The 21,446-nt window shown below is 59.7% G+C and carries 19 protein-coding genes; 5 read left to right on the forward strand and 14 right to left on the reverse strand.

Annotated elements, in window-relative coordinates; translation table 11 throughout:
* The 11 genes from tssI to tssB form a co-directional block, all read right to left on the reverse strand.
* Complete coding sequence (tssI, locus tag AC1DWM_RS08885) at positions 1-2,010, reverse strand: type VI secretion system tip protein TssI/VgrG (RefSeq protein ID WP_477795047.1); 2,010 nt, start codon at positions 2,008-2,010, stop codon at positions 1-3.
* Between the two features lie 45 nt (positions 2,011-2,055).
* A complete protein-coding gene (locus tag AC1DWM_RS08890; RefSeq protein ID WP_223518586.1) occupies positions 2,056-2,307 on the reverse strand; it encodes a DUF2283 domain-containing protein in 252 nt (83 codons plus the stop codon).
* Between the two features lie 55 nt (positions 2,308-2,362).
* Positions 2,363-2,668 (reverse strand): DUF4258 domain-containing protein, encoded by a 306-nt coding sequence (locus AC1DWM_RS08895; RefSeq protein ID WP_223518585.1) that lies wholly within the window; start codon positions 2,666-2,668, stop codon positions 2,363-2,365.
* A gap of 16 nt (positions 2,669-2,684) precedes the next feature.
* Positions 2,685-2,849, reverse strand: a complete 165-nt coding sequence (locus AC1DWM_RS08900) for a hypothetical protein (protein WP_223518583.1) — start codon at positions 2,847-2,849, stop codon at positions 2,685-2,687.
* 43 nt (positions 2,850-2,892) lie between these two features.
* Positions 2,893-5,436, reverse strand: coding sequence for a type VI secretion system ATPase TssH (gene tssH, locus AC1DWM_RS08905; protein ID WP_223518582.1), 2,544 nt, complete (start codon positions 5,434-5,436; stop codon positions 2,893-2,895).
* Positions 5,437-5,438: 2 nt separating this feature from the next.
* Positions 5,439-6,464, reverse strand: coding sequence for a type VI secretion system baseplate subunit TssG (tssG, locus tag AC1DWM_RS08910; RefSeq protein WP_477795048.1), 1,026 nt, complete (start codon positions 6,462-6,464; stop codon positions 5,439-5,441).
* Entirely contained in the window at positions 6,428-8,221 is a 1,794-nt protein-coding gene (gene tssF, locus AC1DWM_RS08915; RefSeq protein WP_223518578.1) for a type VI secretion system baseplate subunit TssF, read from the reverse strand. Before tssF ends, tssG begins: the two co-directional genes overlap by 37 nt.
* Positions 8,205-8,648, reverse strand: a complete 444-nt coding sequence (tssE, locus tag AC1DWM_RS08920; protein ID WP_223518576.1) for a type VI secretion system baseplate subunit TssE — start codon at positions 8,646-8,648, stop codon at positions 8,205-8,207. The genes tssF and tssE overlap by 17 nt, the downstream gene beginning before the upstream one ends.
* A gap of 15 nt (positions 8,649-8,663) precedes the next feature.
* Positions 8,664-9,161 carry an Hcp family type VI secretion system effector gene (locus AC1DWM_RS08925; RefSeq protein ID WP_223518575.1) on the reverse strand — a complete coding sequence of 166 codons (498 nt, stop codon included), beginning with the start codon at positions 9,159-9,161 and terminating at the stop codon, positions 8,664-8,666.
* Positions 9,162-9,237: 76 nt separating this feature from the next.
* Entirely contained in the window at positions 9,238-10,719 is a 1,482-nt protein-coding gene (tssC, locus tag AC1DWM_RS08930) for a type VI secretion system contractile sheath large subunit (RefSeq protein WP_223518574.1), read from the reverse strand.
* 28 nt (positions 10,720-10,747) lie between these two features.
* Entirely contained in the window at positions 10,748-11,305 is a 558-nt protein-coding gene (gene tssB, locus AC1DWM_RS08935; RefSeq protein WP_223518573.1) for a type VI secretion system contractile sheath small subunit, read from the reverse strand.
* A gap of 226 nt (positions 11,306-11,531) precedes the next feature.
* On the opposite strand from tssB, the gene AC1DWM_RS08940 reads away from it, so the two are divergent.
* The 5 genes from AC1DWM_RS08940 to tssA are packed head-to-tail and all read left to right on the forward strand — an operon-like array spanning position 11,532 to position 19,055.
* Entirely contained in the window at positions 11,532-11,981 is a 450-nt protein-coding gene (locus tag AC1DWM_RS08940; RefSeq protein ID WP_223518572.1) for a type VI secretion protein, read from the forward strand.
* Between the two features lie 54 nt (positions 11,982-12,035).
* Positions 12,036-13,367 carry a type VI secretion system baseplate subunit TssK gene (tssK, locus tag AC1DWM_RS08945; protein ID WP_477795049.1) on the forward strand — a complete coding sequence of 444 codons (1,332 nt, stop codon included), beginning with the start codon at positions 12,036-12,038 and terminating at the stop codon, positions 13,365-13,367.
* A gap of 17 nt (positions 13,368-13,384) precedes the next feature.
* On the forward strand, positions 13,385-14,152 hold the full coding sequence (locus AC1DWM_RS08950) for a DotU family type IV/VI secretion system protein (protein ID WP_223518566.1): 768 nt from the start codon (positions 13,385-13,387) through the stop codon (positions 14,150-14,152).
* Complete coding sequence (locus AC1DWM_RS08955; RefSeq protein ID WP_477795050.1) at positions 14,149-17,970, forward strand: type VI secretion system protein; 3,822 nt, start codon at positions 14,149-14,151, stop codon at positions 17,968-17,970. The genes AC1DWM_RS08950 and AC1DWM_RS08955 overlap by 4 nt, the downstream gene beginning before the upstream one ends.
* Positions 17,967-19,055, forward strand: coding sequence for a type VI secretion system protein TssA (gene tssA / locus AC1DWM_RS08960; protein WP_223518562.1), 1,089 nt, complete (start codon positions 17,967-17,969; stop codon positions 19,053-19,055). The genes AC1DWM_RS08955 and tssA overlap by 4 nt, the downstream gene beginning before the upstream one ends.
* Here the strand turns inward: tssA and AC1DWM_RS08965 are convergent.
* From AC1DWM_RS08965 to AC1DWM_RS08975, 3 genes are all read right to left on the reverse strand, one after another.
* Positions 19,052-20,023 (reverse strand): 2-hydroxyacid dehydrogenase, encoded by a 972-nt coding sequence (locus tag AC1DWM_RS08965; protein WP_223518560.1) that lies wholly within the window; start codon positions 20,021-20,023, stop codon positions 19,052-19,054. The genes tssA and AC1DWM_RS08965 overlap by 4 nt on opposite strands.
* A 102-nt stretch (positions 20,024-20,125) precedes the next feature.
* Positions 20,126-20,725: a TetR/AcrR family transcriptional regulator gene (locus AC1DWM_RS08970; protein WP_223518559.1), complete on the reverse strand. Its 600-nt coding sequence runs from the start codon at positions 20,723-20,725 to the stop codon at positions 20,126-20,128.
* A 30-nt stretch (positions 20,726-20,755) separates the two neighbouring features.
* The gene (locus AC1DWM_RS08975) at positions 20,756-21,139 is read right to left on the reverse strand and encodes a tautomerase family protein (protein WP_223518558.1); all 384 of its coding nucleotides are present in this window, start codon (positions 21,137-21,139) and stop codon (positions 20,756-20,758) included.
* Positions 21,140-21,446 lie beyond the last annotated feature (307 nt).

A 21,446-nucleotide genomic window follows, 5' to 3' on the forward strand; every position in this document is an offset into this window, starting at 1 on the left:
TCAGTTGACCTGCACAAGACCACCCTTGATGGTCAGCATGCCGCCGCCATCCACGGTCTGCGAAGCGGCGGCCTTGTTGGTCAGGCTGATCCCGGCATCGTTGGTCATTGTCGTGCCGGCCTTGTTTTCCAACGAGGTACCGGCCTGATTGCTCAGGGACGTACCGGCCTTTTGGCTGATCGAGGTACTGGCCTGGGCCGCCAGATCCGCGCCACTCTTGATCGTGAAACTGCCGCCGCTTTGCAGGGTCAGGGTGCCGGTCACCTTGATCGTCAGGTTGCCGTCCACCGTCAGGCTGTAATCACCGGTGACCTTGTGCGTGTAGTTGCCACCGGTGCTGTGGGTCTGGTCAGCGCCCACAGTCACGGTGCGACTGTCTTTCACGTCGAGATTGTCGCTCCCCGTCTGGATCGTCACGCTGCGTTTGCCTTTTTCCAGGGTCACGGTTTCGTCGCCTTCCTTCACCGTGCGCGTGCGGGCGTTCTGCACCGTCAGGGTTTCGTCGTGGCCGACGGTGGCGGTGGTGTCGTTGAGCACATTGATCTTGAAATCCTTCTGTGCCTGCAGGAACACCTCTTCGGCGTCTTTCTTGTCCTCGAAGCGCAACTCGTTGAAACCGCCGCCGCCCTTGGACGATTGGGTCTTGATCCCGGACTGGGTCTGATTCGCCGGTAGCGCATAGGGCAGTGTGTTGTCGCCGTTGTAGACGCAACCGGTCACCAGCGGCCGATCCGGATCGCCATCGATAAAGGTCACGATCACTTCCTGACCGATGCGCGGGATGAACTGCATCCCAAACCCTTTGCCGCTCCAGGGCAATACCACCCGGACCCAACAGGAACTGGTTTCATCGTTCTTGCCGTCGCGATCCCACGGGAACTGCAACTTTATGCGGCCGTATTCGTCGGTCCAGATTTCTTCGCCAGCCTTACCGACAACGATGGCGGTCTGAGTGTGCATTCGCGGTTTTGGCGTGGTTCGCTGCGGCCGGAACGGTGTGGCTTTGGGGAACGCTTCGAAGCGATTCTGGTAGCCGTCGTGGCTGGCTTCGTGAGTGACCACTGTCACCACCCAATCAATATTCAGCGTCGCGTCATCATGACCGGCGAGGGTGAACCAATGCCCCGGCACCAGCCAGCGACAGTCACTTTCACCGACAAAGCGCTTCTCCTGACTGCGCAATCCATCGACTCGCTGCTTGGTTAACGAATCGCCCCGAGCCTTGGCGTTGTAGCTGCCGGGATGCTCGTACATCGACCGTGGCCCGGCGACTGCTTCAGCCTGGCTGTACAGCGACGTGGTCGGCGTGGTGAATTCGTAATCCGTCGCCCGATACACCCCGGCGACCGCTTGCATGCACACCTGGCCTGAGCGAATGCCGTGCAGTTCGCGCTCACCCATTTGCTGACCGAGATAATTGACTTTCGGCCCGTTGGGGATCGGCGGGAATGCATCGTTACTGTCCCCCAGCACCAGCGTGTGCTTGCCGTCTTCATGGGTGTAAAACCAGAAAATTCCGTCTTCTTCCAGAAGGCGCGAAACGAACGCAAAGTCGGTTTCGCCGTACTGCACGCAGTATTCTCGCGGGGTGTAGCTGCCGGTGAGTTTCAGCAGGAAGTCGGTGAATCCGTGGGCCTTGAAAATCGTGGTGACGATGTCTGAGGTGGCAAGGTTCTGGAAGACGCGGTTGTTGCTGGCCAACGTTAGCCACCATAACCATGGGCGCAGCATCAGTTGATAGCGCTCGGCGGTGGCATCGGCGGGGAGCTGGCTGATTTCAGCGACCAGCGCATCCATCGGGCGACTCAGGGTATCGTTGTGCAGGGTCGACGTGACGTGAGTGGCGATGGCGGTGGATAGCGTTAGTGAGGCGCCATCGTTGAGGCCGTTGAGGGTTTGCGAGCCCAATTTATTGAGCGCTTCTTCACCGGACAATGTCTCAGGGTAAAGTGCCGACAGCGAGGCGGCGGTGAGGGAAAGGGGCGTGTTGCTGTCGGTGGACCTGGGCATCGTGAGCCTATAAAGAACTTATGAAATAACAAAGCCGCAGGATATTTATTTGGACATCTTAGGGGTCGGCTTTTTGGCGCCACCTTTGGTTTTTTGCATGGCTTTCGCGTGGAATTCACTCCAGTTCAGGTTTTTCCATTGCGAAAGAAATATAACTTCTATGCCCACAACGCCTCCGTCTTTATCGTAGTCAGCAAGAACTCCTTCATCGATAGGCAGGGTGTAGGCTACCTTTTCTTTAGAGAACTTCATGTAGGCCGAATTGGAGTCCGGGTTGTTGGTGATTTGCGTTGTCATTATGTTTCCTCAGTGCTCTTCAAGTTATATCTGATTTGAATGGCTGTTGTTTATTTCAAGTCCACCAAACCGTCACTACGTGTGTGCCAGCAGCATCGGTAACTACGGAAACTGTAAAGCTATTTAAAACAACTTGATAATTAAAAAGGGGCATGTAGTTAGGCGCAAATAATTGTTGGCCCCAATAGTTTAGTACAGGCACGGCTATGGTGTTCTGGTATTGGTATGCGGCGCTGTAAAGCCTGGTGTTGTGTGCCTGCAAGACATAATTTCCATTGCCAACGGTCGCCTCCACAAAAGACGTGGTTATGCTTCTTTCATACATGCGATCAATGGCATGCTGTGAGTAGGTTAGCGGCATATTCTCCTCCTGAGTTTCAGTGTTTTCGTGAGGTTGTCGGATCAGCGCCTGGAAAATATGTTTTTATTCCACTACTCACTGCACCAACTTTCTCGTCACCTGCGTCATCCACATGAAAATAAGGGGATGGATATTTTTTCGCCTGCGTGAGCCATCCACGGCGCTTGATCATTAAATCCATCCCCTTTCTCATGGCCCTAAAAACGAAGTGGGTTGCATCCTCTTCACTCCAACACCCATTCCGCCAACTTCCCCGTCACCTGCGTCATCAACACATTCTCAACATCCCTTGCCCCAGCCGCGCTGCACTTGGCCAACACCGCCTGCACAATCCCGGCATCAAATTCGAATTGTTTCCCGGTTGCGGCCTTGTAGCGCCCGCGCAATTTCTCCAGCTTCGCCAGCACAATCCCTTCCAGCGTCGCCTCATCCAGCGGCCGATACGCCACCACCGTCATGCGTGCCAGAAACGCCGGGCGAAACGCTTGCAGCAGCACTTTGTGCAACGCTTCGTTGAAGGCGTCGGTGCCCAGTTGCGCGACCGGTGTGTCGAGCAACAATTCAGCACCGACGTTACTGGTGGCGAGCATCACAGTGTTTTTGAAGTCCACCACCAACCCGGTTCCGTCCTCCATGACGCCTTTGTCGAAGACGTTGTAGAAGGCTTCGAGCACATCCGGGTGGGCCTTTTCAATTTCGTCGAGCAGCACCACCGAATAAGGTTTACGCCGTACCGCTTCGGTGAGCACGCCACCGCTGCCGTAACCGACGTAGCCGGGCGGGGCGCCTTTGAGTTGGCTGACGGTGTGGGCTTCCTGGTATTCCGAGAGATTGATGCTGATCAGGTTGCGTTCGCCACCGTACAACGCGTCGGCCAGGGCGTAAGCGGTTTCGGTTTTACCGACGCCGGTGGGGCCGACCAGCAGGAATACGCCGACCGGTTTTTGCGGGTCGGTGAGGCCGGCGCGGTAGGCCTGTAAACGCTGGGCGATGGTGCCCAACGCAACGCTTTGTCCCATAACGCGCAACCCCATGCGTTGGCCGAGGGTGCGCACGGCGTGGGCTTCGTCGGCTAGCATCTTGCCGACCGGGATACCGGTCCATCCGGCAATGACGGCGGCGACGGTTTTGGTGTCAACCTGCTCTGGCACCAGAGGGTCATCCTGGCGAATGGCGTCGAGTCCGGCTTCCAGGCGCACCAGTTCGGCGGCCAGGTGATCGATGCGGCTGTCGGTGGCTTCGTCCGGTTTGTCGCTGTCAGCGCGTTCGCTCAAGGCGAGTAACTGGCGACGGGTTTCCAGCAGTTCACGCACGGCGACCCGCTCTTCGTTCCAGCGGGTTTCCAATTCGCGAATGGCCTGCACGTTGGCGACGGATTCGCTTTCCAGCAGGGTGATCCGTTCACGGTGATCGAGTCCGGTAGCTTGCTCCCGACGCAAGCGCTCGACCTCATCCTTGAGGCTGTTTTGCCGATGGCGCAGGCTTTCCAGCGGTGGTGGCACGTCGTGCTGGCCGAGGGCGACCCGGGCGCAGGCGGTGTCGAGCACGCTGATGGCCTTGTCCGGCAACTGGCGTCCGGAGATGTAGCGATGGGACAGTTTCACCGCTTCGTGGATGGCGGCGTCCAGCACTTGCACGCCGTGGTGCTGTTCGAGTTTGGCGGCGACGCCACGGAGCATTTCCACAGCAGTGGTTTCGTCTGGTTCCTCGACTTGTACCAACTGAAAACGCCGGGCGAGGGCCGGGTCTTTCTCGAAGTATTTTTTGTACTCAAGCCAGGTCGTTGCGGCCAGGGTGCGCAGTTCGCCACGGGCCAATGCCGGCTTGAGCAGATTGGCTGCGTCGCTGCCGCCTTCCGCGCCGCCAGCGCCAATCAGGGTGTGGGCTTCGTCGATAAACAGAATGATTGGCTTGTCGGCGCTACGCACCGCGTCAATCACGCCTTTGAGGCGCTGTTCGAACTCGCCTTTGACCCCAGCGCCTGCTTGCAACAAGCCGAGGTCGAGTACGCGCAGGCTGACTTCCTGCAAAGACGGTGGCACATCCCCGGCGGCGATGCGCAAGGCCAGCCCTTCGACTACAGCGGTCTTGCCCACGCCCGGCGCACCGACCAGGATCGGGTTGTTCTGCCGGCGGCGTAGCAGGATGTCGATGCACTGGCGGATCTCGCCGTCGCGGCCGACGATGGGATCGATACGTCCGGCATGGGCGTCGGCGGTCAGGTCCTGGGTGTATTGGTCCAGCACAGAATCCTGTTTTGGCGCGGAATGGCCCGCCGCTGAAGGACGCGTTCCACCGACGTGTTCGCGAGAGCTTTCGGTCCATTCCAGCAGGTTGCTGCGCAGCGCTTCCCGGGGGATTTTCAACAGCGACGAGGCACTGTTGAGGAGCAAACTGCGGCGCTCGTCGCGGTCGATCAAGGCCAGTAGCAACAGACCGGAACGGATACTGTCCAGCCCCAACACACTGGCGTGCACCACCGCGTCTTCGAGCAGGCCGATGGTTTGCGCCGAGAGCGCCGGGGTGCGGGTGCTGCCGGATTTGAACAACTCCAGGGCCTTGTTGATTTCCGCCATCAGGGCATCGCGCTCCAGGCCGAAGCGCGGCAGCAAATAAGCGAAGTCACCGCCTTCAATGTCCAGCAGCTCCAGCAGCAAATGTTCGATTTCAACGTAGTGATGACCTCGTTGCAGACAGCGTTGAGCCGCGCGTTCCAGGGCGCGGCGGTTGTCCGGATTGAGGCGTCCGATCAGGCTGGCCAGTTCCATGTTCAGGTGATCTCCAGCTGTCGAAGACGGGTTTCGATGCGTTGCACGGCAAGGTTGGTTTGTCGTTGCAAACCGCCATTCCAGCCGAGCTGCGGCGGTGCGTCGCGACCAAGTTTTATCGGGCCGGCACCGCGCACCAGCAACACCAACGTGCAATCCAGGTCCGGGCCGAAATACAGGGCGCTGAGGCTGGCCAGCGCCGGGTGCGATTCGCCGTCAGGCAAAAACCTCGCCGCCTGGGACGAGGACAACGGACCCAGTGTCAGCCGGATGCCTGCGTGTTCATCCCAGACCCGGGTGCCGGCCACCGCTGTCCGGCCCAGTTGCAGGTTGCGGCCGCCCGGGATCATGCGGCTGCGACTGGCGGGCGGAATCTCGCGCCACGCCCCTTCATAAGCACTCAGTTGCACGGGCAGTTCGAACTGTTCGCGCACAATGGCGGCGAAACCGGCGAGGGAGCGACGGCCGTCAGCAAACAGCGCGCTGCACGCCAGCACGGCGGAATCAGGAATGGCCTGACGTTCCTGCAAGGCTTTGGGCAGCAGGCCGGTCAGCGCCCTCAATTGCGCCTGCACCGGCGACGCGGCGGGTACGGTGAAACCCACGGCGATCCGGTGTTTGCGCATCACCTTGTACAGCAGGCTCAGTAAGCGATGCTGGAACAGGTCGAGGAATTCGGCCGGTGCGAAGTCCTTGGCCCGAGCCCGCTGCTGCAACCATTCCTGATAGGCGTAAGGCAGGGGGCCGTCAGGGCCGCCGAGGCCGAACACCGGCGTGCTGAGGATCGGTTGCTGGTCGGGTTCCTGGGTCAGGCTTTCGATTTCGCTGGCGGAGAACAGCGGCGTCAACGGCCCACGCAGGCGCAGTGCTTCCGCTTGAGGGGCGGTGCCGCTGCCGAGGGATTCGGCCTGGGGGTGTTCGCGTTCCAGCAGCAATAACGCCTGCAATAATTCGAACGCTTGGGGGTCACGTCGCAGCCGTTGGCTCAGGTTCAGAGGGACAGCGGCATGCCGGCTAGGGGTTGCCATGTCTTGACCTCCTTGTTTGATTGAACCAGCACCGTGCGCACGAAGCGGTTGGCCGTGGCATAGAGTGAAAAGAACTGCGCCAGCACCGCTGAAAACAACACTGCGCTGCTGCCCACAAAATGTTGTGGATCGAGTTGCAGTTGAACCTCCAGCCCATTACGCCAGCCGCGCCAGGCGTCTTCGCCGACATGGCCAATCACCCGTTCGCAACCCAAACTCAATAAGCCCTCGATTTGCCGCCAGGCGCTGGCCTCGTCACGCAGGTTGTGCAACTGCAGGATTTCCTTGAGCGCATCCAGTGCCTGCGGCCCTTCGACCAATGAAAGATGATTGAGGGTCAGTTGCGACACCAGCCGCCAGCGCGATTCGCCGTCCAGGCGCGGCAAGCTCTGCGGGCTGGGTGGATTGCGCAGGCGCGCCCAGGCCACCGGACCCGGACGTTCGAAACCCAGCGGTGTACCAGCTGGAAGGCTCTGGGCCAAGTGTCGATTGGTGCAGAGCAGTTCGGCGGTGAGGCTGTATTCAATGGCCTCCGACAGCGGATCGAGTCGCGTGTCCACCAGACTCACCAGCAGGTCGGTGCCGAGGCGATTGGGGGTCATGCTGCTGACTCGTCGCGCATGCCAGTAGCATTGCTTATCGGCGCCACTGTGCTGACTGCCGTAATAGGCCGGCACTCGTTGCACACCTTGGCTGGAACTGGCGCGCATCGCCCGGATGCTATGGATCTCGACGCTGTTTTCCCGGTGGCTGTCGGCGACCAGGCGGTATTCGCTGCGGGTGCCGTCCGGGCGCAGAGGCTCCGAGGTGCGTGGAAACAGGTTGATCACCGGCGCGCAGCCCAGCGCAATATCGCTGGCCTGAAGGTGTAAACGGCTGCTGGGCGCGCGATCGAAGACGATGTACAGATAAAGCGTCTGGCTGTCGCTGGTGGCGCCTGCCAGTGGAAGGTCGAAGAAGTTGAATTTGTCCGGGAAGGCAAAGTACTCGGCGAGCAAACGCATGCCCGGGTGCACACCGTCTTCGTCCGGCAGCAGCACTTCATCGCTGGCAAAACCGACGATCCGGGGCAGCCCCGTCAGCACGTTGGGCACACTGCCGACCGGGCCGGCCAGTACCTTCACGGCATGGGCACCGAGCAGGTCATACAGGCAGGCGTTTATCATCGGTGAGGCGGTCAAATGCACGCGCAATTGTTCGATGCCCAGCGCCGACCATTGGTTTTCACCGAGGCACCGCAAACTCAGGCGCAGCGCCGAACGCGCTTGAACAACGCCGGTCAGGGCCTGGGCTTCGTCGCTACCCAGCAGCAGCGCTTCGTTGATTTCCACGGGCCACAGCCGAACCGCGGCGCTGGTGCGAAAGTGAATGCTTTCGCCTTTGCTCGTGGTGACGAACAACGGTGTGTCCCGGGGCAGCGGGTAGCCGCCGGCCAGGTTGCCTTTGCTCAGGTCCGGTTCGAACTGCACGATGGAGCACGATGGTAGAGGGCGCATGGCTAACGGGTAAAGCTGTTCGAGCAACGCATCGCTGAATTCAGCGTAGTCATCATCGAGACGGCGTTGCAGGCGCGCCGCCAACAGCGCAAAACCTTCCAGCAGCCGCTCGACGTGCGGGTCCGGGCATTCATCGGGTGACAGTTCAAGGCGCCTGGCGACCTTGGGGTAGCGCTCGGCGAAAATACTCCCGGCGTGACGCAACCAGGTCAGTTCCCGTTGGTAGTAGTCGAGCAGTTGCGGGTCAATCGAGTCGCTCATGACGCACCTCAAGGCCATCGCTGACCTTCTCGATGACAAATGCCACCGGCCAGTGCTGCCGGCCGCTGCGTAGCTTCCCGATCAGCCTGATGCTCAGTTGCTGCGGATGGCCGGGCACCGGGTCGACCTGAACCTCACCCAGTTTCAGGCGCGGTTCGAAATGGTAGATCGCCTCGCGCACGTCCCGCGTCAATTGACGACGGTCATCGCTGCGCTGCTGTTGCAGGGCGGTCCAGTCAGCGATGCCGTAGTCGAGAATGCTCGGCGGGGAGGTGAGCGCCAGTGGCCTGCGTCGGGTGTTGAACAGGCGCAGCAGTTCCGTGCGGACCGAGTCGAGCAGGCCCTGAAGGTCGAACTCCAGCACCGTGTCGACCTCGCTTGAGGCGAGTCGCTCGAACAACGGTGGGTGCATGCCGGTGCCTGCCATGGCCGACGCGTCCACTTACTTGACGAGCTTGTTGGCAGCCATGTCCCAGGTCGAGGCGGCCGTACCTTCCTTGGTGCCGTCGTCTTTCTGGGCGGTGAGTTCCCATTTGATTTTGGTGAAATTCAGAGACAGAGTCTCCACCGGTTTGCCCCCGGTGCCGCCGCTGACACTGACGTTGGACAGCACCACGTTGGTCAGGGTGTAGATGATGAACGGCATCAGTTTGCCACTGCCTTCAGCAGCGTTGCGCCCGACGATGACCTTGGCTTCCGGGATCGGTTTGCCCGCGCAGCAATATTCGTTGAGGCTAGGTGTGGAACTGTCGACAAATTTAGTCAACGTGAACTCGCCGATGTGTGGCTTTCCGGAGGTCCGCTCCGAGTTGCTGACGTCGTTTGTGACCTGCATGGCGACGTTGTGGCTGTAGGACATGACTTCGATCTTGTCCGTGTAGCCTTCGAGCAGACTGTCGCCTTTGATGTCGCCGCCGAGGTCGAGAATAATTGCATCCATCGCATGAACTCCTGAAGGTTTTCAAGCTTGATAAACAGGGAACTCCCGCAGGGTTGGCCGGCGGGAGAGGGGCCGGTCAGGCGGCTGCCGGTGGCGGCAGGGTGGCGACCAGTCGGATCGACGCAGTCAGCTCTTCGAGCTGGAAGTGCGGTCGCAGGAACACCGTGGCCTTATAGGCACCCGGCTTGCCGGCCACCTCGGTCACATCCACTCGGGCTTCACGCAACGGGTACTGCGCCTTGATCTCTTGCGGCGCGTTGTCGTTGATCAGCACGTAGTCGGCGATCCAGTTGTTGAGGTAGGTCTGCACATTATCGCGGGTCATGAAGCTGCCGACCTTGTCGCGCATGATCACCTTCAGGTAGTGCGCGAAGCGCGAGGCGGCAAGCACGTACGGCAACATCGCCGAAATCCGCGCATTGGCATTGGCCTCGTTGGTGTTGTAAAGCTTGGACTTGTTGGTGGTCTGGCCGCCAAAGAACACCGCCACGTCGCTGTTTTTCTTGTGGCACAGCGCGATGAAACCGAGGTCGTTGAGCTCTTTTTCCCGGCGGTCGGTGATCGCCACTTCGGTCGGGCACTTGAGCGACAGGTCGCCGGAAGTCGTGCGGAAGGTGTGAGCCGGCAAACCTTCAACCGCGCCTCCGCCTTCCGCCCCCCGAATCGCTGCGCACCAACCGTATTTAGCGAAGGCTTCGGTGATGCGCTGTGACAAGGCCCATGCGGCGTTGCCCCACAGGTATTTACCGTGGTCGCTGCCGTTGACGTCCTCAACGTAATTGATGCCTTCAACCGGCGAGGTGTCCGGGCCGTAAGGCAGGCGCAGCAGGAAATGCGGCAGCACCAGCGACACGTAGCGCGAATCTTCGCTTTCGCGGAAGGAGCGCCACTTGATCAGTTCCTGGCTCTCGAAGACCTTGGACAGGTCACGCGGCACGGCTAGTTCGGTGAAGCTGTTCATGTCGAACAACCGTGGACTGGCGGCGGCAATAAACGGCGCGTGAGCGGCGGCGGCGACGTTCGACAGTTTCTCCAGTAGCCCGATGTCCTGTGGGTGCCGGCCAAAGGTGTAGTCACCCACCAGCAAGCTGAACGGGTGCCCACCAAAAGTGCCGTATTCCTCTTCGTAGATTTTCTTGAACAGCGCGCTCTGGTCAAACTCGACGGCTTTTTCCAGGTCGTTTTGCAGCTCCTTCTGCGTCACGTTGAGCAGGCGCAGTTTCAGCCGGGAACTGGTTTCGGTGTTTTGCACCAGCAGGTGCAAGCCACGCCAGGAAGCCTCGAGTTTTTGTAATTCGGGATGGTGCAAGACTTCATTGAGTTGCGCGCTGATCAGCTCATCGATCTGGCTGATGCGGTCGTTGATCATCGCCACGGTGTCCTTGTCGATGGCCATGCCTTCGTCGAGGACCTGGGTGGCGAACTCCGCGAGCATGTCGCGGGCATAGTCCTGCTGGCTGTCGTCGTGGGCCATGCGGCCTTCGGCGATGATGCGATCGAGCAAGGACAGGCTTTCTGTGGTGCTTTCACTGGTTGTGGCGCTGGCTGAAGCGGGCATGGCGACGTCTCCCTGAGTGAATGAGTGATCAGGCCTGCGGTTGATCAGGTGCTTCGGTCGGTGCTTCGCTGTCGCCTGCAACGGGGGCGGCGGTTTCCGGACGGGCAGACTTGATCTCTTGCAGGCCTTCGGTGTTGGCGATGACGTCGCGCAACAGCTTGTCCAGATCATCATTGCCGTCGAGTTTGGTCAGCAGGTCGCGCAAGCGCTGACGGGCTTCGAACAGGCGCCGCAAGGGGGTCACTTGCTCGACCACTTTGACCGGGTCGAAGTCGTCGATGTGTTTGAAGTTGAGCTCGATGTTGAGCTTGCTGTCGTCACCGCTGAGCGTGTTGGTGACCTGCAAGGTGGCGCGAGGGGCGATCGAGGCAAGCACTTCGTTGAAGTTGTCGCGGTCGATCTCGGTGAAGCGCCGCTCGTTCAATTTGGGAAGTGGCTCGAGAGGTTTGCCGGAAAGGTCGGCCAGAATGCCGACGACCAACGGCAATTCTTTTTTCTCGATGGCGTTGCCGATTTCGACGTCGTAGGTGATTTGCACCCGGGGCGGGCGGACCCTGTCGAGCTTGTGTTGAGTGCTTTCTGCCATGTTGGCTGACTCCGATGCATGAATGGGCGCAATGCATCGGGAGGCCCGCTCATCGCTTTCCCTTGCTGGGCCGAAGGTTAGAAAGGGTGGCAGACGGAGCTGTCGGTCCTTTGACGAACCTTCCACATTCGGCGTGGGGGCCGAACTACCCAAGACACTAGAACAGGTCTATAAAAAGGCAAGCAAAAAACATTTTTGGACCGGCTCGATAAAAGGAAAATTCAATTTGTCTGCACGTTTTTTTGCTTTTGTCCTGTTCCTGACCGTCTCCGGTTGCTCGTTATTCGGGCCACGGGTGGATCTCGATAACCTGACACTGGACGTCGCGCCGAAGGCCAACGACGACACCCCGATTGCCGTGGATTTCATCGCCGTGAACGACCCGGACTTGCTCAAACAGTTGTCCGGCATCACGGCACGACAGTGGTTTGCCGATCGCGAACAGTATCAACGCGACTATCGGCAGCTGATAACAGTGTGGGGGCTGGAACTGGTCCCCGGCCAATTCATCGACAAACAACCTTTCCCGCTGGGGGGCAAGCGGGCCTCTGGACTTTTGGTTTTCGCCAGCTATAACACACCCGGAGCACACCGATTGCGGCTGGATGATCAGCACGATGCCTGGCTTAAGTTCGACAGCCGGGAGATGACGCTGGTGAGCAGCACTTCGCAGTGAACACACCGCCAAGCCGCCGGTTTGCGCGGCGACGTAAACGTCGAAGGGACTCGTATGAGCCTGTTACCTGATGCGGTTTGCTGGCACGAGGGCATGCAATTACTGCCCCAGCATTTTCAGTTGCAAGGCCTTCGAGCCGAAGCATTGGTGGCGCATTTTGCGCAAGCCTGTAATCCATGGTTCTGGGGTGTGAGCCGAATTGAAGTCGACCCTGGTGCACTGAGCGCCGGGCTGGTGCGCTTACTCAATCTGCAAGCGACATTACCTGACGGTTTGCCGGTCGACCTGCAGGTGGGGGGCGGACCGAGTTTGGAGCTTGATGTCAACGAAGCGGTCAACGCTTCGGAAAACGCGACGGTGACCGTGTACCTCGCCGTCAGCCCGTTGTGGCGAGCCGGCCAGCTACTACCGCTCAAGGGGCGGCTGCAGTCCGTGGTCGGCGATGCGTTGCCGGATTTGACCAGCGGTGAGTACCCCGAGTCGATCACGGTGTGGCGTCCTAATCCGCGTTTGTGCACACAATTGAACAAAGCCGATTCTATCTGCCTGCCGCTGCTGAAAATTCGCAAGGAGGGCGGCGGCTTTCTGTCGTTGCCCTACACGCCGCCCACGCCGTGCCTGTTGCCTGAGTCAATGTTGGGTCGAAGGGTTGCGGGCCTGTGTGCCCGGACGCGGGAAAAATGCATGTTCCTGGCTGGCCGTCTGCGCCAGGCGCAGCAGGCCGGCAATCAGGATGATGCGTTGGAAGTCCGTCGCCAGTTGACGGCGTTGTGGGCCCGTCTGCCGGAAGTAGAGGGCGTATTGAACAGTCGACTGGCAACGCCACAATCTTTGTACGGTGGGTTACTCGGGCTGGCAGGCGCATGGTCCGCTCTCGACCCGTTGGCGGGCGTTCCACCCTTTGCCCCACTGGATTTTCTGGAGCTGCAACGCGGCTATGAGTCGGTCCTTGACTGGCTTGAACGAACCCTCCAACTGATTCGTGCCGGCTATCGCAGCCTGCCGTTTGAACGCAGTGAACAGAGTTTTTCGATTCAACTGCCCGACGATCAGCCGAGTCAGCGTCTGGTCATCGGTTTGCGCATGCCCAGCGGCAGCGGCGAACAGGCCGCCAGCGAATGGCTGAGCGGGGCGATCATTGCCTCAGCGCCGCACATTCCGTTGCTCAGCCGTCAGCGCATGAGCGGTTTGCCTCATCAGGCCATGGGCCGCAATGAGCAAGTGTCCTACAGCGTCGGCGACGACACGCGCTTGTTTGTGGTGACGGCCGAGGGCCAGTGGTTCGACGGGCAATTGCCGTTGCTGATTGCCGCGCCGGCCTCAAAACCGGCGAGCAGTCCATGGCAAGTGGTGTTGTTTGTGGCTCAGGCGAGTGAAAGTGTCTGATCGAGGAGAGGCATCGAATGTCTGAAGGGAATGCCGGGGCGGGTACACGGGGGCTTCGCGAAGCGCCGCTGAGCAGTGCCTTTCGCGAGGCGTGGCTGCAATGGTCTCAGGAATGGATTCAGTTGCCCAAGGACAGCGACGATGAGGCGCTGGTCGAGGCAGTTTTCGACCTGTCGACGCAAATCTCCCAGCGGCTGTGGCGAACCGCGTTCGCCCGGGTCGGTGATGCGGCGACTGACCAGGTGAAGGCGCTGGTCTACGCCTTTGTCGCGTTGATCGATGAAACGCTGTTGTTTGCGCCATGGCCGGGCCAGTCTGCCTGGCAGGAAAAACCGCTGGAATCGCGGATGTACGCAAGCCGGCAGGCCGGCGAGAAATTGCCGCTGGCGATCAAGACCCTGCTGGACGAACAGATTCCCACTACCCGCGACCTGGCCAATGTTTATTTGCAATGCCTGGTGTTGGGGTTTGAAGGGCAGCTGCGCGGTGAACAGAGTCAGACCCAGCATGAAAAACTGCGCCTGGCACTGTTCACCTTTGCCTGGCAGCACGACGCGGACTATGCCGATGTCAGCGCAAGGCTCCAGCAACCTTCGGCGGTACCGCCGGTGCAGTTGCCGGTGCGTCAATCCTTGCCGGATGGTTTTCGTCTCGGACTGGGTATTTTCGCCATGGTGATGATACTGACAGGGCTGGGGCAGTTTTTCTGGCGTGACATTCACCAGGAGCTTGATCCGGTGTTGCAGATGACCGATTCGGTTGCCGCGTCGGAGCAAAACTTATGAGCACGCTTGGGTGGGTCGGTCTGATCATTGTCGTGCTGTTGGTGCTGATCATTATCGGGGGAGTGGTCTGGTGGTTGCGCACCCAGAGCGGGGCGGCGATCCGCAGTTTTTATACCTCGGTCCGCCATATGGAGCAGGAGCAGGGCGCTCAGGACCGTTACCAGATTCCATGGCTGCTGATGCTCGGCGACGAAACCCAGGGCACGCAATTGTGCCGCCAATGGCGCCTGCAACCAACCGACAAACCTGCCTGGTTCGGGCGTTGGTGGTCGGATCCCGAAGGCGCCGTGCTGGTGGTGCCGCAGGGGCTGTTCCTGCCTGAAGAAGGCATGAACCTGCAACGAGGCAGCTGGTGGCGCTTGTTGGGGTTGATCCTGCGCTTGCGCAGCAAACGGCCACTGGACGGGGTGATCTGGACGGTGCCGGTCAGTCGCCTGGTCAGTGCTGAGCAGGCGGCGAGCCTTGGTCTGGCGGCCCGTCGGCGCTTCATCGATTTGCTGCAACGGTTCGGGCTGAGCCTGCCGGTGTACGTGGTGATTACCGGCATGGAAGAGCTGCCAGGTTTTCAGGATTTGATCACGGCGTTGCCCGAAGAAGCTCGCGAGCGCACGCTGGGTTGGTCCTCACCGTTTGGCCCCGAGGTGGTGTGGCAAACGCAATGGAGTGATCAGGCGCTTGACCAGATTAACCGCGCCTTGTCGGAATCGATTATCGAGATTGGTGCCTTGGCCGGCCATTTGAAGGGCGAGTTGTTTGGGTTGCCGGAACAAATCGAGGTGTTGAGGCGCAACCTGCAAACTTTGCTTGAACCGGTTTTCCAGGGCAATGCCCAAGGCGAGGCGCCGCGTTTTCGTGGTGTGTATTTCAGCGCTAATCAACCTTCGCAAGACGCGCTCGACGGTTTCTCGGCGTACGACACCAAGTTGCAGCAGAGTGTGTTCGCCCGGCAATTGTGGCAGCACCGGGTGGTCGCCGAACGCGGATTGGCCTTGGTGGTTCCACGCTTGTTGCGCCTGCGCCAGCGGTGGCAGCGATTGACCGCTGGGGTGGCACTGGTGGTCGGTGTGGTCTGGGCCGCGAGCATGCTTTGGGTCTGGCAGGACTCGGTCAAGGACGCACATGAATTGTCGCGTCTATTGCAGGGTGCGCAGAAAAATTACGTGGTGGTCACCGATGAATCGCATCGGCTGGAGTCGACCCGGCGCAACGTCCAGGGGTTCTGGCGAGTATTGGAAAAGGCCCCACGCTGGGACTTCACCTCCTTGGTGTTTCCCACTTCCTGGTTCTCGTCGCTGGATGTGCAGTTGGAGAATCAACTGCGCCTGACCGCTCAGAGCCACTTATTGGAGCCCCTGCACGACTTGCTGAACGCAGAGTTGGTAAAACTCAAGGCTATCCGCAACACCGAGCGCCGGGGCAACGTCGAAAGCGAAGATCCCGCCCAATGGCAAAACTACGTCAAGGCCAAGGACCTGGTGGAGCGCGCGGTACGTCTTGAACAACAGAATCAGTGGTTCAATCAGGCGCTGAATAACCCTAAAGCACCACTCGAAGATCTGGTGTTGCTGAGCAACAATGCCCTGTCCTTAAACCTCAATGTTGGCACCTTGCACCGAGCCGGTTTTTACAACCGGGTGTTGCTCGATACCAATGGCAGTGACTTGAAACCACTGGACCTGGCCGTGGAGCGCCAAGCCATTGAGGATAATTTTTCCGGGCTCATGGAACGCTGGCTTGACCAGTATTTTCTCGCAGACAATTTCGTCCGCCAGGCGGGTTATCTCAAGTTGCACCTGGAACGGCTGGAGGCTGGCAGTGGCAACTCCCTGACCGAGCTTGAAGATTTGCGCGCGTTGATCGATGACCTGCAAGCGCTGATCGGCCTGACCAATTCGGCGTGGAGTCGTGGTAAGGGCCAGGACCTTGTGCCCGGCTACCGCGAGATGATGGATAAGGTTCGCCAGAGCAGCTTGCTCGGCCAACAGGTAGAACAGCAACTGGATCAGTACGCGTCGAAGTTGCAGCATAGTTTTCGCGACCAGTGGATCGCCCAGGCAGGGGCCAGAGGTAACTTGCTGGTTCAACAAGGTAGCGGACAGCTAGCGTTACAGGAGCATATCAGCCAGTTGAATAATGCGGTGCAGGCGCTGTTCAAGCGCGATTTTGTGGCCATCGCCTTACAGGCTGATCAGTCCGTTGCTCCGAACGGGCAGGGGCAGGGCGTTGATGGCGACGACTTCGCCAATGCGCTGAACTATTTTGCCAGTTACAAGAGGTATGCCGCCGAAGAGCTGCCACGCATTCCCCCTGCGTATCGTGGCGCCTTGCTGCAAGCGGCTGAAGGCGCAGTCGTCAAGGCCATGTTGACGAGCTTTCGGGAGCGCAATGAGCAGGCTAACAGGGGTGTATTCAATGTGCAGGCCGCACAGGCTATTGACTTGCAAAAGGCTTTCATCGAGGTGCGTCGCAGTGATCTGGCTACGCGTTTGCAAAGCGCCTTGAACCGCCGGGCCCTCGCTGAAGTCGGCAGCGGCCTCGATGGAATCGTCGCCCAGCCGCTCTTCAGCGAACGTACTGAAATCGGCCAGTGGGACGGCTCGAAAAACCTCGGTCTGCAGCTGTATGGCGCCAGTGATGTGCAAGATTTGAAGCTGAGCCTCAAACAGCAATTCAACACCATGCTCGGGATCACCGAACGGCGCACCTCGGCGCTGGAATGGCTGAAAACCCAGCAGCAGAACCTCTCGGCGCTGGATTATGAGCGTGTGACGCAATTCAGCGCTCTCAATGAAGAACTGCTCAAGTACAAGGACCAGAACCCCGCAAGTTCACCGGCCCAGATCGAGCAGCTGTTGAGTCGCGACTTTATCGAAATGGACGCAACGTCGTGCGGTCAGATTTTGCAAACCGCCAGCCTGTCCGGCGGGCGCGGGACGTTGGCACTGCGCGCACTGAATCTGCAACAAAGCGCAATGCAACGTTGTCAGTTCCTGCAGCAGCAGCAAGCAGCGGCGGCGTGGAACGACTTGGCCAACTATTTCAACCAGTACTTGGCCGAGCGCTTCCCGTTTGCCAATGGTGTGCTGGCCACCGACGCCGACCCGGCCCGGGTCCAGCATTTCCTCGACTTGATCGACAAGCGTCTGTCGGTGGCGCAAGCCGGGTTGCAACTCAGCCAGACGCCGGAGCGTTTGGCCGCCGAGGATTTTCTCAATCGTTTGAAGCAGGCCAACACGTGGCTCGGCCCGCTGTTTGTGCGGGACAAGAGCGGCATGCTTGGCGTTGAAATGGACGTGCGCTGGCGTACCGATCGCGAGGAAGAGCGTGGCGCCGATCAAGTGATTGCCTGGGGTTTGAATGCCGGCAATCAACAGATCAATTACCCCGGTGAGGCCCAGCCGAACCTGCGCTGGATGGTCGGTCAACCTGTTCGGCTGACCTTACGTTGGGCCAGAAATGGCTCGCAGCGCCCAGCCAGCGACCCCTTGCAGCCTAACCTGGTAGTGAGGGATTTCGAGGCTGGTTGGGAGTATGGCGGCCCTTGGTCGTTGCTGCGTCTGATCCGTTCGCACCAGTCGGTACAGCGCCAACCGAACATGGACTACACCGATTTTCCGCTGACATTGCGCCTACCGGTGACTGCGCAGACCAGCACGGCTGAGCAGACTCTGATGTTTGTTCGCCTGTCGCTAATGAGCCAGGGCTCGAAGCTGCCGCTGTCCATCCAACCGTTGCCCACCCGGGCCCCGCGTTCACCCTTCATACAGACCCGGGCGACCGCGTCCGCGACTGCCATGACTCAGGAGGAAGGCTTGTGAACCTGACTTCACCACCGTTGCCGGACGTAATTGCCCGACTGCTCGAACCGATCAGCGAAGAGGCGCCTTGCGGTCAGGATCTACGCTATGAACGTGAGTTCGACCTGGCGCGTGAACTGCGTCGCGAGGACGACACTAGCCTGCCGACGGGCGTCTGGCAGTCGGCAATCAAACGGGCCCAATGGTCTGAGCTGGAGCATCTGACGAGCACTTTGCTGCTGGAACGCAGCAAGGACCTGATGCTGTGCGCCTGGCTTGGTGAAGCCTGGTTGCATCAGGACGGCCTCGACGGATTGCCGGGCAGTCTGGCGTTGGTCGTCGGCTTGTGTGAACGCTATCCCGAGCACCTTCATCCTCGGGCCGAAGACGGTGATCAGTCATGGCGAGTCATTCCGCTTGAATGGCTGGCGCGGCGCTACAGCGAAGTGCTGCTGACGCGGGTGCCATTGTTCGATCCGTGTAACGGTGAATTCGAGGGTTACTGCTTGGACACCTGGCGGCGACTGCAACTGCAGCAGGTCCTGGTCAATGACAGCAAGGCGGCCAAAACGTCGGCGGAAACGGCGCGAGGCGAACAGAAAAAACTCACTGAAATGATTCGAGCCACTCCTCAGTCCCTCTGGTTGCGCCGTCAGGAGCATTTGCTGACAAGCCTGCAACATCTGCAACGGCTGGACGCATGGAGCGACGCTTACCTGGGTAATCAGGCGCCGGGTTTCAAAGCTTTGCAGGACGTGATCGAGGCGATATTGACGCTGGTTCAGGAGTTCATCGCCATGCAGCCACGACCGTTAACCGAAACGCCGGTGGAGCCACCGCCAATGACGCCATCAGCCACTGTCGAGTTGCCGCAAACGTCGTCGGTTCCACAGGTATTTCGTGAGCCGGCGAGCCGCGATGAGGCCTATCGGCAATTGCTGTCGATTGCCGAATACCTGGCACGTACCGAACCCCACAGCCCCGTTCCTTACTTGATCCGGCGGGGAGTGGAGTGGGGCAACAAGCCACTGAGCGAGTTGCTGGGCGAATTGATCTCGGCCGATGCCGAGTCCCGTCGTCTCTGGACACTGCTGGGTGTCCTTTAATCAGCGTCTCCGCAGGGCATGGTTGGGAGGGGTAAAGCAATCGGCGTTAACACGGGCTGGTTGCTAAAGAATGCCAACAGGTTTCTCCCAACAAGCTCAACGGTGCCCTGAGTGGCCTCGGGTGAAAGCCCGGCCACATGAGGTGTCAGGATCACGTTGCTCAACGATTTGAGCGCCTGCGGCACATGCGGTTCGGCATCGAACACGTCCAGCGCGGCGCCGGCAATGCGTCGTTGTTCAAGCGCTCTGACCAGGTCGGCGGTGACGATCACGCTGGCGCGGGCGATGTTGATGAGAAACCCGTCGTGGCCCAAGGCCTCGAGGACATGTTTGTTGATCAAGTGTTTGGTGCCAATGCCGCCAGGGGTCGCGATGATCAGGAAATCCGAGACGCGGGCCAGTTCGGTGGGCGTGGAGCAAAAGGTGTAGGGCGCATCGCTGCGATGCTGGCGGTTGTGGTAACTCACCGTCATGTCAAAACCATTGGCCGCGCGTTTGGCGATGGCCATGCCGACGGCACCCAGGCCGAGAATGCCCAGGCGCTTGCCGGCCAGGGAAGGGCGCATGATCTTTGGCCATTCACCCCGACGCACAGCCGCATCGCAGCGAGGAATGTCACGCACCAGCGCGAGCAGCATTGCCATGGCGTGGTCGGCGACCGATGACGCATTCACCCCGGCGCCGTTGGTGACCGTGATGCCATGGTCGGCGGCGGCTTGCAGGTCAACGTGTTCGTAACCGGCGCCAATGACGCAGATGATCTTGAGGTTGGGCAGGGCAGCGATTTCATCGGCGTACAGACCCAATGGGCCACGGGTCAGCACTGCATCGATCTGAACGCCATTACGGGCGATGGCCGCCGTGCGCTCGGCAGGGGTGGGGGCAAGAATCAGGTGAAAACCCTGATGTTCGAGAATTGGCAAATAATCATTGATGGTTTCAACCAGTACCAGAACGGTTGCAGGCATGCTGCGCTCCTGTGGGCATAGGAATGTCGGGGCTCGAACGTCGCTTCAGATTGCTGATTCCCGATCAGTTTGGCAATGGCCAAAGAACGTACACGCGGCTGTTCAGTTGGATGAGTCCTTCGAGGTCAGGAACGTGCGTGCCGCGTCGAGAATTTCATCCGACACCGCATCGCCGCGGCTGGCGCGGGCGAGGGTCAGGGCGCCGACCATCAGCGAAAACTCCACCAGCGCCTGTTGCCGATCGGCTTGTGCATTGCCTGAATCCAGCAGCGAACCGTAGGATTTCAGCAACCTGTCGAGCCCTTCCATGAAGGTCTGGCGCAAACCACTGTCTGCCGCTTCGTGGCACATGTCCCCGGCGAAGGCGGCTACCGGACAACTGTCCCCCGGAGTGTCGCGGCTGGCCTGGGACAGGTAAGGCTCGATCAGCGCACGGCGTGCAGAGTCATTGTCGTCGACATGGGCGGCGATCCATTTCTGCCAGCGCTCTGCCGATTGGTCGAACGCCCGGCCACTAGCCTCCTGCGCCAACGCTTCCTTGGACTCGAAATGCCCGTAGAAGCCGCCATGGGTGAGACCTGCCGCCGCCATGACGTCGACGACACTGATGCCGTGCAGGCCCCGCTCGCGAAACAGCCGCGTGGCAGCCTCGACGATGATTTCGCGGTTGAGGTCGGCTTGCTTGCGGGAAACTCGGGGCATCAGTGGCTCACAGGTATAAAAGGTGGGGGATCAAAGAGCGTACTGGGCAATCCCGTTGCCGAACGACCAGTTCTCTTTTTTCACTTCCACCAGATTAATGAAAACATCCTCCAGACGCACCGCCAGTTCGCGATTCAGGCTCTCGGCGATGGTTTTGTAGAGCAGTTTTTTCTTCTCGTCCGTACGGCCTTCGCTCAGCGTGATCTGGATGATCACCAGGTTGTCGGTACGTTTGATGCCCAGGTATTCGGGGTCGAAGATGAAATGGTGTTCATCGTGCTCCGTCAGTATCTGGAAATTATCGTTTTCCGGCACGGCGATGGCGCTGTGCATCGCAGCGTAAATGAGCTGGCCGACGCGTTTGGCGAAGGTGGGATCCTGATGCTTTTTGATGTCGACACGAACCAGTGGCATGGGATGTCTCCAGATAGAAGGCCGGTCAATTAAAAATACATGACAGGGGTCCTTTATCAAGCGAAAGCTACTATTGGGCGATGAAACAACCTGCGGGAGCGAGCCTGCTCGCGATGGCGATGGGTCATTTAACAACGCTGTTGACTGGCACACCGCTGTCGTCAGCGCTTTCAAGTATTCGAGGAAGTTCCTGACAATTTTTGCAGTGAGATGGCCTCGCACGTCCCCGGATTCGGATGCTTTCAGTTACCTATTGGTGTTTGCCGGCGGTACGCTGCCTCACACATAATCCACGGCATGTTTTTTC

This window comes from Pseudomonas sp. P4_C8, from assembly GCF_056401975.1.